General features: G+C 62.1%; 8 protein-coding genes and 1 pseudogene. 1 reads left to right on the plus strand and 8 read right to left on the minus strand.

Features of this window, described 5'->3' with window-relative positions:
• Together B3446_RS15825 and B3446_RS15830 are read right to left on the minus strand one after the other, a co-directional pair.
• Nucleotides 1-182, minus strand: a pseudogene (locus tag B3446_RS15825) (hypothetical protein); the annotation flags it as partial.
• Nucleotides 183-193: 11 nt separating this feature from the next.
• The gene (locus B3446_RS15830; protein ID WP_003861034.1) at nucleotides 194-508 is read right to left on the minus strand and encodes a PTS sugar transporter subunit IIB; all 315 of its coding nucleotides are present in this window, start codon (nucleotides 506-508) and stop codon (nucleotides 194-196) included.
• A 293-nt stretch (nucleotides 509-801) separates the two neighbouring features.
• Between B3446_RS15830 and B3446_RS15835 the strand changes: the two genes are divergently transcribed.
• The gene (locus tag B3446_RS15835; protein WP_023302833.1) at nucleotides 802-1,752 is read left to right on the plus strand and encodes a LacI family DNA-binding transcriptional regulator; all 951 of its coding nucleotides are present in this window, start codon (nucleotides 802-804) and stop codon (nucleotides 1,750-1,752) included.
• Between the two features lie 48 nt (nucleotides 1,753-1,800).
• Here the strand turns inward: B3446_RS15835 and B3446_RS15840 are convergent, their stop codons facing one another.
• The 6 genes from B3446_RS15840 to B3446_RS15865 form a co-directional block, all read right to left on the minus strand.
• Nucleotides 1,801-2,097 carry a YicS family protein gene (locus tag B3446_RS15840; protein WP_109885533.1) on the minus strand — a complete coding sequence of 99 codons (297 nt, stop codon included), beginning with the start codon at nucleotides 2,095-2,097 and terminating at the stop codon, nucleotides 1,801-1,803.
• 82 nt (nucleotides 2,098-2,179) lie between these two features.
• Nucleotides 2,180-3,337 carry a multidrug effflux MFS transporter gene (locus B3446_RS15845; RefSeq protein ID WP_023302834.1) on the minus strand — a complete coding sequence of 386 codons (1,158 nt, stop codon included), beginning with the start codon at nucleotides 3,335-3,337 and terminating at the stop codon, nucleotides 2,180-2,182.
• Nucleotides 3,338-3,386: 49 nt separating this feature from the next.
• Nucleotides 3,387-4,796, minus strand: coding sequence for an efflux transporter outer membrane subunit (locus B3446_RS15850; protein ID WP_291383243.1), 1,410 nt, complete (start codon nucleotides 4,794-4,796; stop codon nucleotides 3,387-3,389).
• Nucleotides 4,793-7,981 carry a multidrug efflux RND transporter permease subunit gene (locus B3446_RS15855; protein WP_291383245.1) on the minus strand — a complete coding sequence of 1,063 codons (3,189 nt, stop codon included), beginning with the start codon at nucleotides 7,979-7,981 and terminating at the stop codon, nucleotides 4,793-4,795. The genes B3446_RS15850 and B3446_RS15855 overlap by 4 nt, the downstream gene beginning before the upstream one ends.
• Nucleotides 7,982-7,992: 11 nt before the next feature.
• Complete coding sequence (locus B3446_RS15860) at nucleotides 7,993-9,147, minus strand: efflux RND transporter periplasmic adaptor subunit (RefSeq protein WP_291383247.1); 1,155 nt, start codon at nucleotides 9,145-9,147, stop codon at nucleotides 7,993-7,995.
• Between the two features lie 696 nt (nucleotides 9,148-9,843).
• Entirely contained in the window at nucleotides 9,844-13,974 is a 4,131-nt protein-coding gene (locus tag B3446_RS15865; protein ID WP_291383249.1) for a CheR family methyltransferase, read from the minus strand.
• Between the last annotated feature and the right edge of the window lie 9 nt (nucleotides 13,975-13,983).

The raw sequence follows: 13,983 nt of genomic DNA on the forward strand, positions 1-13,983 counted from the left end.
GTATCCGCCGAAAACGGCGGGAAGATAAACACCAGCATAAACGAGCCGATGATCATAAAAGGCAGCGCAGCGGTAAAGCCGTCGCGGATGGCAATCACATACTTTTGCTGACCGAGCTTCGCGGCCAGCGGCGTAATTGACTGCTCAATCACCGCGACCATGGATTGATATAACGAACTCATGTGAACACCTTTTAGTGTGCCGCTTCGATGAGCGACAGAGCATAGTCCAGTACTTTATCGCCACGCTGCATGCCGTAATCCATCATGTCGATGGGCTGCACCGGAATGCCTTGCGTCGCTGCCTTGTCTGAGAGCGTCTTTAACATGTATTTCACTTGCGGTCCGAGAAGCACCACCTGATAGTGCGGAAACTGCGTATCAAATTCGGATACGCCATACGCATCTATCTTCACGGGCAAGCCCCGTTCTTTTGCAACATCGATCATTTTGCTGACCAGCAGGCTGGTGGACATCCCGGCAGAGCAGCACAGCATAATCTTGAACATCGACAACCATCCTCAAAATGTAAAAAGTTATTGCGAGGATGATTGGACATGATACGGAAACCGGTTTCCATTTATAAAAGACAGAAGTGTGATAACCATCAAGATCCAATACTTATGAGGCTAATTAACCGGATGTGGGTCACATAATTTGGCTGTTTTGGCATCAAATTGAGTGGAAACGGAAAATCGGTTTCCATGGAAAACGGAAACGGATATACTCCGTTCTGGCTATAATGTGAGCCGTAGCGGTGATGGAAATTACAGACGCCAGTTGCGTCTGACAGGGGAGAGAGATGTCTACAATCAACGATGTATCGCGTCTGGCCGGGGTGTCCAAAGCCACGGTATCACGGGTGTTGAGCGGGTCGCGTGGCGTTAAAGAAGCCAGCCGCCAGGCTGTTCTGAAAGCGGTGGACGAGCTGAACTATCGTCCCAACGTGATCGCCCAGTCGCTGCTCAGCCAGTCGACGGGCTGCATTGGGGTGATTTGCGCGCAGGAAAACATTAACCAGACCACCGGTTACCTGTACGCGCTGGAAAAACACCTCAGCCAGCATCAAAAACATCTGCTGCTGCGTTTTGCACACACAAAAACAGAAGTGATGAACGCCCTTGAAGAACTCTCCTGCGGCTTATGTGATGACATTCTGGTGATTGGCGCGCGTTTCCCGCTGGACGTGGACATGGACAACGTGATTCTGGTCGACTGTATGGAAGCCGATAACGCCAACAGCATTCAGTTCGACCACGCCTTCGCGGCTGAAACGGCCTGTAACTACCTCACCAGCCAGGGACGTCGCCAGATAGCGCTGATCCACCCGCACGGCAGCGGCTTTGCCGATCAGGTGCTGCTGGGCTACAAACACGCGCTGGAGAAAAACTTCCTGCCCTTTAATCGCAACCTCGTGTTTATGGACGCGACTTCATCGTCCGTTGCGCTTCAGGAATTACTCAACAACGCGTCCACGCTGAACTTTAACGCGCTGCTGGTGGCGGATGAGCAGGAAGCCCAGCGGGTGATCCCGCAGTTACAGGCGTTTAATAAATCGGTACCGGAAGACATCATGGTCTTTAGCCTCGGCGGTTCGCTGCATCTGCCGGGTGTTCCGGTGATCCCGGCCATTGAGTATTCCATGGATGCCATGGCGGCGCGCATCGTGAGCTGGCTGACGGAGAAAACACAAATGCTCGGGTCCTACGTTCTGCGCGGGGATTTGATTATTCCGGATGTGCGGAAGCGTTAAACGTGTGATGTAGGCCGGGTAAGCGCAGCGCCACCCGGCGCTCAACCCTCAGTAATCTTCCATACAATCCACCTGACTTACTGCATCCCAGTAGGCGTCCAGGTTGTCACGCTTCACGGCGGTGATGGCGTTTTTGATCAGCAGCTGATTGGCCTCAGACGACAAAATCATCGCCTGCCAGGCCTTATCGCTCTGCTTTTTCTGCGGGGTACAGGTTTTCTTCACATCTTTCAGGACCTGCTGTTTTATCTGGGCCTCTTTCTCCGGAGTGCTCTTCTCCTGCGCGTGAACAAACGCAGCGAAAATCAGGCAAACGAGCAGGCAAACCAGGTGTGCAGATTTCATCGAAACCTCCTTTGAAAGTCACATGCTTCCCCTGAAATATATCGTTACATTCATCAACGCGATTCAAGCCAAAAGTATGAATTTACGCATTCTGCGTGCGGGATCCGAACGCCAGTGCAATGCCATAGCTTACTAACACCGCGAGACTCATTTTCAGCATCGTTTCTCCGCCGATACCGGCAAGAGGCGCTGCGATCCCGCCGAATAAAAACATCAGCATGCCCAGAATGGCTGACGCTGTGCCGGACTCCTTCGCGTCGACTGCGCTCATCGCTTCTGAACCCGCAATGGTGCTGATCCCGCTGTTAAATGCGACGGTGAAAAAGAGTGCAATCAGTGCCGGAACGGAAAGCTGCATCCACGCAAAGAGCAACGTCAGCCCCGCGCAGGTTACGGCCAACACCAGGCCTATTTGCATTAACCCTTCCGCCGGGTGTCGGCGTGCCAGACGGGAGAAAATCAGCGCTGAGACGATCAGGCCGATACCGTTCACACCGAACAGCAGGCTGAACTGCATGGCGCTCAGGCCATATTCGTTTTGCATCACAAAGGAGGATGCCCCGATATAGGCGAACAGCCCCGCCAGCATGAAGGCCTGGATCAGGCAGTAGCGCATAAAGCGACGATTTTTAAGTACCGTCCTGGCGGTTTGCGTCAGCGATCCCCCGCCCTGTTTCTCTGTGAGGGACTCGCGGATAAAAAGCTGGCTGGCGATCAGCAGCGCCAGACCCGCCCCTGCCATTACCCAGAACAGCATCCGCCAGTCGAAATGCGACGCGATATAGCCACCGAGTACCGGGGACACCACGGGCGCGATGCCGTTGACCGTCATCAGTAGGGCAAAAAACTGCGTTAGCATCGTGCCATGATAGTTATCACGGGCGATGGAGCGGGCAAGTACGGAGCCGCCCGCCCCGGCAACGCCCTGCACAAATCGCCAGCCGATCAGGGCGTAAATATTCTGCGTGCTGGCACAAAGCACTGAAGCCAGTACAAACAGCAAAAGTGAGAACAGCAGCGGCGTTTTACGTCCGATGCGATCGCTTAGCGGGCCGAAAAAAAGTTGTCCCAGCCCCAGGCCAATCAGCGCCGAGGTAAGAGAAAGCTGCGTCAGCGTTGTGGAGGTGTTGAGCTGGGTGGCGATCTCCGGCAGCGCCGGAAGATAAAAATCGGAACACAGCGGCCCGATCGCCGTCAGCAGGCCAAGGATGGCCGCGAAAGAAAAAGAGAGTTTTGCCATAGGTATTTACTCTGATGGCCGGGCAACGTTGCGCCGCCCGGCAGTGATGTTACTGAATCCCGCCGCCCAGCGACTGCCACAGCGTGATGCGGTTTTCCAGGTCGGTTTGCTGCAAGGCAATCAGTGATTCCTGCGCCGACCACAGCGACCGCTGCGCGGTGAGCACCGTCAGATAATCGCCTGCGCCAGCCTTGTAACTGCGCGTCGCCACATCCAGCGTTTTTTGCTCCGCCGCCACGTATTCACGCTGGGCATCAAGCTGTTCACTCAACGTTTCGCGCCGGGCCAGCGCGTCGGCCACGTCCTTAAACGCGCTCTGGATGGTTTTCTCATAGGTCGCAATTAACCCTTTTTTCTCGGCTTCCGCATAGCGCAGCTGCGCCATATTGTTGCCGCCGCTGAACAGCGGCAGGGTGATGGACGGCGCAAACGACCAGACCTTCATCCCGTGGCTGAACAAGGACGACAGCGAATCGCTGCCGACGCCCGCGCTGGCGGTGAGCGAGATGGTCGGGAAGAAGTTGGCGCGCGCCGCGCCGATGTTGGCGTTGGCGCTGCGCAAGCGGTTCTCGGCCTGGCGGATGTCGGGTCTTACGACAAGCAGCGACGACGGCAGGCCGGGACTGAGCGCATCGAACTGGCCCGCGGCCTCAATCGGCGGCCCAACGGTCATCTCCCGCTGCAGGTCTTCGCCCACCAGCACCCACAGACGGTTCCAGTGCGCCGCCGTGGCGCGCTGCCACTCGGCGAGCTGGGTCTGCGCCTGCGTCAGCAGGATGGCCGACTGCTCGAAGTCGACCAGCGAGGTCACGCCAGCGTCCAGCCGGTCCTTGGCGACGCGCAGCGCATAGCTGCGGGTTTCGACCGTGCGCTGCGCCAGCGCGATGCCTTCCTCGCCCGCCCGGGCGTCGTAATAGGTCGAGGCCACGTTCGCAATCAGCGACAGACGGAACGCCCGCCGCCCTTCCACGGTCGCCAGGTATTGCTGCAATGCGGAGGCCGTCAGGTTGCGGATGCGCCCCCAGAAATCCAGCTCGAAGGACGAGACCATCACCTGGGCGCTGAACTGGTTGAACTGCACCGTCTGCCGCGAGCCCGCCAGCGCCGGATCCAGTACGGTCAGCGGCTGCTGGTTGCGCGACGCGGCCGCGCCGGCATCCAGTTGCGGCAGCTGGTTGGCACGTTCGATGCGGTAGAAAGCGCGCGCCTGCTCGATCCGGGCCGTGGCTGCGGCCAGATCCTGATTCAGTTCCAGCGACCGGGCGATCAGGCGCTTGAGCTGCGGATCGCCGAAGAACTGCTCCCACGTGACGTCCTGCACCGCCACGGCATCCGGCGGAACTTCGCCGGGAAACACCGCAGGCGTCGCGACTTCCGGTTGGCGGTGCTCCGGCGCAAAATTGCAGGCGGCCAGCCCCCAGCCCATCAGCGCCAAGATGGCAATGCGCACCGGCCTCATGGGTTCTCTCCCCGCTCTTCGGCCTTGGCCGGAACGCTGGCAGCAGGCGTGGACCCGGGCTTGGCCGCATTCTTGCGCGGCCCCGACCAGCGCCGCGCAACCATGTAGAACAGCGGCGTGAAGAACACACCAAACAGCGTGGCGGTCAGCATGCTGCCCATCACGCTGGTGCCCACCGCCTGACGGCTGGCCGCGCCGGCGCCGGTGGCCAGCACCAGCGGCAGCATGCCCAGCACGAACGTGATGCTGGTCATGATGATGGGACGCAGACGCTGCCGGGCGGCATCGACCACCGCCTCCTTGCGGTCGCGCCCTTCCAGCTCCTCTTTCAAGGCGAACTCCACGATCAGGATGCCGTTCTTGGCAGCCAGGCCAATGATCGTGACCAGCCCGATATTGAAATAGATGTCCGCCGACATGCCCCGCCCCAGCGTGAACGCGGCCGCGCCCAGAATGCCGAACGGCAGGATCAGCAAGACGGACACCGGCACGGACCAGCTTTCGTAGAGCGCCGACAGCAGCAGGAACACCACGATCAGCGACAGGCCCAGTAGCAACGCCACCTGATTGCCCGCCTGGCGTTCTTCGTACGCCGTGCCGGTCCATTCATAGGTGATGCCTTGCGGCAGGACGCGTCCGGCAATGGCTTCCATCTCGGCCAGCGCCACGCCGCTGGAGCGCCCGGCGGCGGCCTCGCCCGAGATGGTGATGGACGGAAAGCCGTTGTAGCGTTCCAGCTGCTGCGGCCCGTCGATCCAGCGCATCCGCGAGAACGCCGAGAACGGCACCATCTCGCCCCGGTTGTTCGGCAACTGCAAGGCGGCAATGTCCTGCGGCTGCATGCGCTGGTCGGCCTCGGCCTGGATGAACACCCGCTGCACCGAACCGTCGAGCAGGAAGTCGTTGACGTAGTTCGACCCGAACGCCAGCGTCAGCGCCTGGTTGACCTGCGCGACCTGCAGCCCCAATGCGCGTGCGTGCACCCGGTCGATCTCGACATACAGGCGCGGTCCCGGCGGCATGCCGTCCAGCCGCACGCCGGTCAGCACCGGGCTGGCCGCGGCGGCCGCGATCATGGCCGCGCCGGTGGCGGCCAGACCCGCGCCACCCTGCGCGGTGCGGTCCTGCACCTTCATGGAAAAGCCCGACGCGTTGCCCATCGACGGGATAGGCGGCGGATTCAGCGCGAAGATCATCGCCTGCGGAATCGACCGGAACGCCAGGTTGCTGCGCCCGACCAGCGCGTCGACGGCCTCGGCCCGATCGGTGCGCTCGCTCCACGGGTGCAGGTCCACGAACGACAGCGCCGCCGTCTGCCCCTGGCCGAAGAAGTTGAACCCGACCACCGACGCCACGTTGCGCACGGCCGGCAACTGGCGCAGCTGGCTTTCGGCCTGCTGCACGGCGGCCTCGGTCTGGTCGGCCGTGGTGCCGGGCGCGCCGGTGTACGACACGAAGAAGTAGCCTTGGTCTTCCAGCGGCAGATAGCCGCCCGGCAGGCGCGAGAACAGAAACACCGTCAGGCCGCAGACGCCCAGGAATATCAGCATCCAGCGCAGCGGCCGCACCAGCATGTGTTCGACCGCGCGCACGTACTGGCGTGTCATCGCGTCAAAGCCGTTATTGAACTTGTCGAAGACCCACTGCTTGCCCTTCGAGATCCGGCCTTTGGGCGGCTTGCCGTCCGGCAGCTTGAGCAGCGTGGCGCACAACGCGGCGCCCAGCGACAGCGCCAGCACGGTCGACACGACGATCGCCACGGACAGCGTGATGGAGAACTGGCGGTAGATGGCGCCGCTGGAACCGGGAAACATCGCCATCGGCACGAACACCGCCACCAGCACCAGCGTGCTGGCGATGATCGGCCCCCACACCTGGCCGACCGCCTTGCGCGTGGCCTCGGGCGCGGAAATCTTCTCGTCCTGCATGATCCGCGCCACGTTTTCCGACACCACGATGGCGTCATCGTTCAGCACCCCGATCGCCACCACCATGCCAAAGAGCGACAGCAGGTTGATGGACGCGCCAAACAGGAACAGGCCCGCGCACGTCCCGATCAGCGCGATCGGCACGATCAGCGTGGGGATCAGCGTGCTGCGCCAGCTTTGCAGGAACAGGAACACCATTGCCGTGACCAGCAACAGCGCCTCGACCATGGTGACCAGCACCGAGCTGATGGACGTGGTGATGAAGGGCGTGGTGTCGAACGGCACCGTCCAGCCCACGCCCATCGGAAACACGGGCTCCAGCTCGGCCATGCGCTGCCGCACCTGCCGTGCCACGTCCAGCGCGTTGGCGTCGTTGGCCAGCTGAATGGCGATGCCGGCGGCCTCCTTGCCGTTGACGCTGAGCCGGAAGTTGTAGCTTTCGTTGCCCAGCTCCACCCGTGCCACGTCGCCCAGCCGCACCAGCGAGCCGTCGTTGTTAACCCGCAGGATGACCTGCCGGAATTGCTCGGGCGTGGAAAAGCGGCTCTGCGCCACGATCTGCGCGTTGAAGTCCGCCCCGCGCGCCAGCGGCAGGTCACCCAGCGATCCGCCGATCGTCTGCGCATTCTGTTCCTGCACCGCACGCATCGCGTCGCTGGCCGACATCTGAAAGCTGGCCAGCTTGCGTTCGTCCAGCCAGATCCGCATCGCGTACGACGAGCCGAACAGCTGCACGTCGCCCACCCCGCGGATGCGGCGCAACTCGTTGAGGATGTTGTTGGAGGCGAAATTGCCCATCTCGACGGCGCTGACGTTGCCGCTTTCCGATTGCAGCGCCAGCAGCATCAGGAAGCCGGACGACGCCTTGGTCACCGCGACGCCAAGCTGGCGGACTTCCTGCGGCAGCCGGGGTTCGACCCGGCTCAGGCGGTCCTGCACCTGGCTGCGGGCCACGTCCAGGTCCGTGCCCGGCTGCAGCGTCACCGTGATCTGCGACGTGCCGTTGGCGCGGCTGACCGACGCCATGTACAGGAAGTTGTCGACCCCGTTCATCTCCTCCTCGATGATGGAGGTGACCGTGCGGTCGATGGTGGTGGTGTCGGCGCCCCGGAAGGTCGCCTGGATCGTGATCGAAGGCGGCGCGATGTTCGGGTACTGCTCCACCGGCAGCAGCACCACCGCGATCAGGCCGAACAGCAACAGGAACAACGCCACCACCCAGGCGAATACCGGCCGCAAGACGAAGAATGAGCCCATGACCGACTCCGCTAGGGTTTCGCGGCTTGCTGTTCGACCGGGTCAACCTGTTGGCCTGGCCTTATCTTGTGCCAGCCATCCACGACCACTTTCTCCCCTGGTTCAAGGCCGCGGCGCACCAGCCAGCTTCCTGAGATCTGCTCGCCCACCTCGATCTGCCTGGGCACCGCCGTGTTGTCGGGCCCGATGACGAACACGGTGGCCGTATCGCCGTTCAGCCGCGCCGCCCGCGCGGGAATCAGGACGCCATCCTGGCGCACGCCGACGAGTATCTGACCGTTGACGAACTGGCCGGGCAGCAACTCACGCTTGGCATTGTCGAAACGGGCGCGGATGGTCTGCGCGCCGGTGGTCCGGTCGACGCTCAGGTCCGCAAAATCCACGACGCCGGTCTCGCCAAACTCACGGCCGTTGGCCAGCGTAAGCCGCACCGGAAACGTGTTGCCCGCCGTCGCCAGCGCGCCGGAACGCGCGTAGTCGGTCAGGTCCATGATGGCGGTGTTGGACTTGGTGAACGTGGCGCTGATCGGCGACAACTGGTTGACCTGCGCCAGCAGCGTGGCCGCCGATGCGCTGACCAACGCCCCTTCGGTGACCAGCGCGCGGCCCACGCGACCGGCGATGGGCGCCCTGACCGTGCAGCGGTCCAGCCGCAACTGCGCCAGCGTGACCGCGGCCTGCGCATCGGCCACATTGGCCTGAGCCTGCCCCAGCGCCGCCAGCGCGGCTTCGTATTCCTGCGCGCTGACCGCCTGACGCTGCACCAGCGGACGGAACCGGTCCGTGACCGAGCGCGCATTCTTCTGCACGGCCTGCGCACGCTGCAGCATGGCGTTGGCCTGCGCCAGCTGCGCCTTGTAGTCGCTGGGGTCTATCTGGAACAGCGGATCGCCGGCCTGTACGTCGCTGCCTTCGGTGTACAGCAGTTTCTCGACGATGCCGTCAACGCGCGCCCGCACTTCAGCGGTGCGAATCGGCTCGATCCGCCCGGGCAGGTCCACGTTCAGGTCGACCGGCTGGCGGCCGACGGTCATCACGAACACCTTCATCGGCGCGATGGTGACGGCCGCCGCGTCATTCCGGTCACCACATCCCGCCAATGCAAGCGTCCAGGCGCCCAAGGCATACAACATGACACGACGGACATTGCTGCTTACTTGCGTCATCCACTACTCCCAGGCGGTCGGACTCGGGGTCTCGCGCTGCCCTCACCTCATGGCGGAGGCAAGAGCCTTACTTGGACAGCTTGTATGCGGAACAGCTTATGGGTGGACACCTTGCGGGCGCGCCTGGGCGCGCCGGACTGACGGACGTGCAGCTTATGAAGCGAGGGCGCAGCAAGGCACCATGGGGTTATCGCGTTGAAGTCGGAGAGTGCCGCCGATCGGGAAAAGTCCGACCCAGGCGGAACCTGCCCAATTAAGGCCAGGCTGGCTCTGGCCCAGCGTGGGCCGGGCGCCATGCAAAACGAACAAGACCATCGACTTTCGCACAAGCATCCTTTATGTCGTTGACGAGGAAGACTGGCTGAAATAGGGCTGCATGGTCGAGCGGCGGATGGGGAATCCGCTTGCGAGCGCTGGCACGGTATGTGCTGAGCGCGGCGCGAAAGCACAGCTTAAGTAGCGATCGCGCTTAGTGCAAGCTTTTCTCGTTTGCTCCGTTGGCGAACGGAAACGAATGTGAAGCGTTGGGAACGGGTGTCGCAGGACAGGGGGAAGGGGAAAAGTGCCCCGGCTCAGTCCTCCCCGGCGCAGTTGTTGCAAGACCAAACAATTAGGATCAAAAAGATTGACTCGTAGGGAGACGAGACGGGAAGTGGCGACAAGGGCATGTGCCGGCCACTTCCCAACACGGACGCATCACCCGCGCAATCGCAGCTTGCGCACCACTTCGAGCAGGTCGTCCAGCGACACGGGCTTGCTGATGTGGGCGGAAAAGCCCGCGCTGACGGCTTCGCGCATGTCTTCCTTGGCGCCAAAACCGGTCAGCGCGATGGACGGCAGGTCGCCGCCGCCGTCCTTCTCGCGAATGGTGCGCATCAGCGTATAGCCGTCCATTTCAGGCATGCCGATGTCCGACAGCATCAGGTCGAAGCGCGCGGTTTCCAGGATTTCCAACGCCTGCCGGCCGTTGGAGGCGGCCGTCACTTCGGCGCCTTCCATGTCCAGCAGCTCGTGCATGATGTGCAGGACGTCCTCGGAGTCATCGACCAAAAGCACCTTCAGCCCTTCCAACGGCATGTCGGCGTTGGCTTGCGGCGCGTCCTCGGTTTCAAGGGAACCGGCCAGATCCAGCCACACGGTGAAGCGCGCGCCGAGTCCCACGCCATCGGAATGGACCTGAATCGTGCCGCCATGCGCACCCACCAGCTCGCTGACAACCGCCAGACCGATGCCCAGTCCGGAGCTGGCGCCCGTCTTCTGGCGGACATCGCCCTGGCTGAACATGTCGAACACGCGGCCGATGAACAGCGGGTCGATGCCCTGGCCCGTGTCGGCGACTTCCAGTTTCAAGCGGTTGTCCTCGACGGCCAGCTTGAGCGCGACGGAACCGCCCTCGGGCGTGAACTTGATCCCGTTGTTCAGCAGGTTCCAGATCACCTGTTCGATGCGCACGGGATCCGCATCCAGGTAAATCGCCAGCGCGGGATCAAAGTCGCTGCGCAGATCGATGCCGGCCGAAGCCGCCACGGGCTTGAGCACCTCGAGGATGTTCTTCGCAATGGCCACGACGTCGATGATCGATTTATTCAGCGCCAGCTTGCCCGTTCGAACGCGCGAAAGATCCAGCAGATCGTCGATGATGCGGGCTTGGCCCTTGACCGAACGCTGGATCAGGTCCGTGGCACGCGCGGCGGGGCCGAAATTGCGGACGGCCGGCGTGCGGGCCAGCAGCTCGGCATTGAGCTGGATCAGATTGAGCGGGTGCTTCAGTTCGTGCGACACGACCGCAAAGAATTCGTCTTTCAGCACGCTATCCGCGTGCGCGCGGTCCAGGCGCGACTCCTGCTCGGCGTCGCGCAATTTCAGGTCCGTCACGTCGCGCACGATCTTGGCGAACCCCTGATACACAGGGTCATCCATCCGGTTCACGCCGCCCGTGCAGAATACCAGGCTGCCATTCTTGCGCTTGTGCCAGCGTTCGTCAGGGGCATAGCCGATCTTCCTGGCGCGATTCAGTTCATGCTCGGGTCTGCCGGCCGCGATGTCCTCGTCGGTGAAGATGATCGCAATGGGCTTGCCTTCCGCCTCGGCGCTGGTGTAGCCGAACATCAGCTCGGCGCCGATGTTCCAGTTGGTGATGATGCCTTCGTTATCCAGCGTCATGATGCCGAAGTCGCGCGCGCTTTCAGTCATCAGCTTCAAATGGGCCTCGCCAAGCCGGACGCTTTCTTCTGCCTTGCGCCGGTCCGTGATGTCGATGAACGTGAGGACCGCGCCTTCGATGCGATGGTCACCGCTCCGGTACGGCAGCAGCCGCGCCAGATACCAACGGTCCGTCGTGCTGTGCACCTCGCGCTCCAAGGGGCGCAGCAGTTCAAACACGCCGGCGGCATCCTTGGCCAGGTCCGGGTACTCCAGACGATGCGTGATGTCGAGCACCGAACGTCCGGCGTCGCTCGGAATCACATTGAAGATGTCGGCCGCGCGGGGAGTGAACCACTGGATGCGCATCATGCGATCCACGAACACTGTGGCAATGTCGGTGGACGCGATCAGGTTTTGCAGGTCGTCATTGATCTTCGCGGTTTCATCGACCTTGGCCTTCAGTTCCGCATTGACCGTGATCAGCTCCTCGTTGACGGACTGCAGCTCTTCCTTGCCGGTCTCCAATTCTTCCGTGGTGGAGCGCAACTCTTCGTTGATGGCCTGTAGCTCTTCGTTGGAGGCCTTCAGTTCTTCGGTGGAGGTTTCCGCCTGCTCGATGGTCGCCTGCAACTGGCCCCTGGTGCGTTGGAGTTCGGCCTCCAGTTGCGTCAGTACCACGGCCGAGCCCGTCGCGGGGCTGACAACACCCTCTGCGCTCATGATGTCCTCGACTTCCTCGAACAGCACAAGCAGGTAATCGCTGGCCGACTCCTCATGCCGGAATGGCCGCACCACCATGTTGACGTAGGTCTGGCGCTCGCCCAACGTCATTTTCACGCGCCGCGCCTCGACGCTCTTTCGCGAATGCAGGGCCTGAAACATCGCAGTGCGCAATTCCGTGCGCAATTCCGGATGCACCGACAAGGGCAGATTGCGGGAAGGTTCGCCGCCCGGATGGCGCAGGAAGCGGCCTGCCCGCTCCGAGATGTGCACGATGTCGCTGTGGGCGTCGACGATGACACTGGGCGGCGCAAACATTTCGAGCGCACGCTGATGCACAGCGGCATACGAGACCTTGGGCTGGCGAGCCGGCGCCGCCGAGGCGTGCACCGGCCGAACGTGATTAATTCTCCCGTCGGTCAGTTCGGGCATGCCGCTCAGTTGCGACGGCGTTTCCCGAGCGATATAGATGCGGTGGCGCTTGTCCACCACCTGAAAAAGCTGCGGGCACGCATCGGCCGATTCGGAACTGCCGAGGAAAAGATAACCGCCCGGCTTCAATGCGAAGTGAAACATGCGCAACACGTCGCGCTGCACTTCACGGTCCAGGTAGATCAAGAGGTTGCGGCAACTGACCAGATCCAGCTTCGAGAACGGTGGATCGCGCAGGATGTTGTGCACGGCAAACAGCACCCGCTCGCGGATTTCCTTCTTGACGCAGTACTCGTTGTCCTGCTCGCTGAAGAAGCTTTGCAGCATGGCTTCAGGCACGTCGCCCTTGATTGCCATCGGATAAGCCGCCGCCCGGCCCACGGCTAGCGCCGATTCGTCGATGTCGGTGGCAAACAACTGGATCTTGGGCGGGTGGGTCAACGCATCGGCCCGCGCGCTCATCAGCATGGCCAGCGAATACGCCTCTTCACCTGTAGAACAACCGGCAACCCAGGCGCGGAACGCCACGTCCGGCGTGTTGCTCAGCGACTTCAGCAGCTTGGGCAGCACGAATTCATCCAGATTGGCGAAAGCTTCCATGTCCCGGAAAAACTGCGTGACGCCAATGAGCATATCGGACAGCAGTTTAGGGGTCTCGTCGATGCGTTCCTGAAGCAGCTTTCCGTATTCGGGCAAGGTTGACACGCCCGTGACCTGCATGCGGCGCTCGATTCGGCGAAGCACCGTGGCCTTCTTGTAGTGGCGGAAATCGTGCGCCGTGCGTGCGCGCAAGAGGGCAAGAATGTCCCGCAACGCGTTGCGCTCCTGTTGCGCCCCGTCCGTCACCTGCTCGGCATCCGCGGCGCCGGAGGCCTCAGCCTCGGTCAGCGGCGGCAGATGGATGCTGTCCATGTTTTTCGCGATCTGCTTGAGACGCTGCGGCATGGTGGACACAGGCAGCACAATGTCCACCATGCCAGTGGAAATTGCATTGCGCGGCATGGTTCCGTGCTCTGCTTCCTCGGGCAACTGCGCGAACGTCACGCCGCCCTGTTCCTTGATGCGGGCAAGGCCCACCGATCCGTCGGACCCGCCTCCCGACAGCACGATGCCCACGGCACGGTTCGTATGCACATCGGCCAGCGTGCGGAAAAATTCGTCGATGGCAATCTGGCGGCCTTCCGGCCGGCTGGCCCCCGGCGAGATACGCAGATAGCCATCATTCATCGACAGCGAGGCTGCCGGGGGAATCACGTAGACGTGATCGCGCAGGATCGGCACGGGCTTGGTGACCTGCCTGACCGGTAACTCCGTGCTTGCCTGCAGAATCTTGTCGAGAATGCTTTCGTGGTCGGGAGACAGATGCACCACGACAACGAACGCCATGCCGGGCTTGGCCGGCATGTTGGAGAAGAAAGTCTTGAGCGCGTCGATCCCCCCGGCCGAAGCCCCCAGCCCGACCACCGGGAAGCTCAGGTCGCTGCGGGCGACTCCCGGTTTGTTGTTGGGAACGGACGGCGATTCGGACATTTTTAGCCT

Source organism: Achromobacter sp. UBA5777, from assembly GCF_002418565.1.
Lineage (GTDB): Bacteria > Pseudomonadota > Gammaproteobacteria > Burkholderiales > Burkholderiaceae_B > Achromobacter > Achromobacter animicus.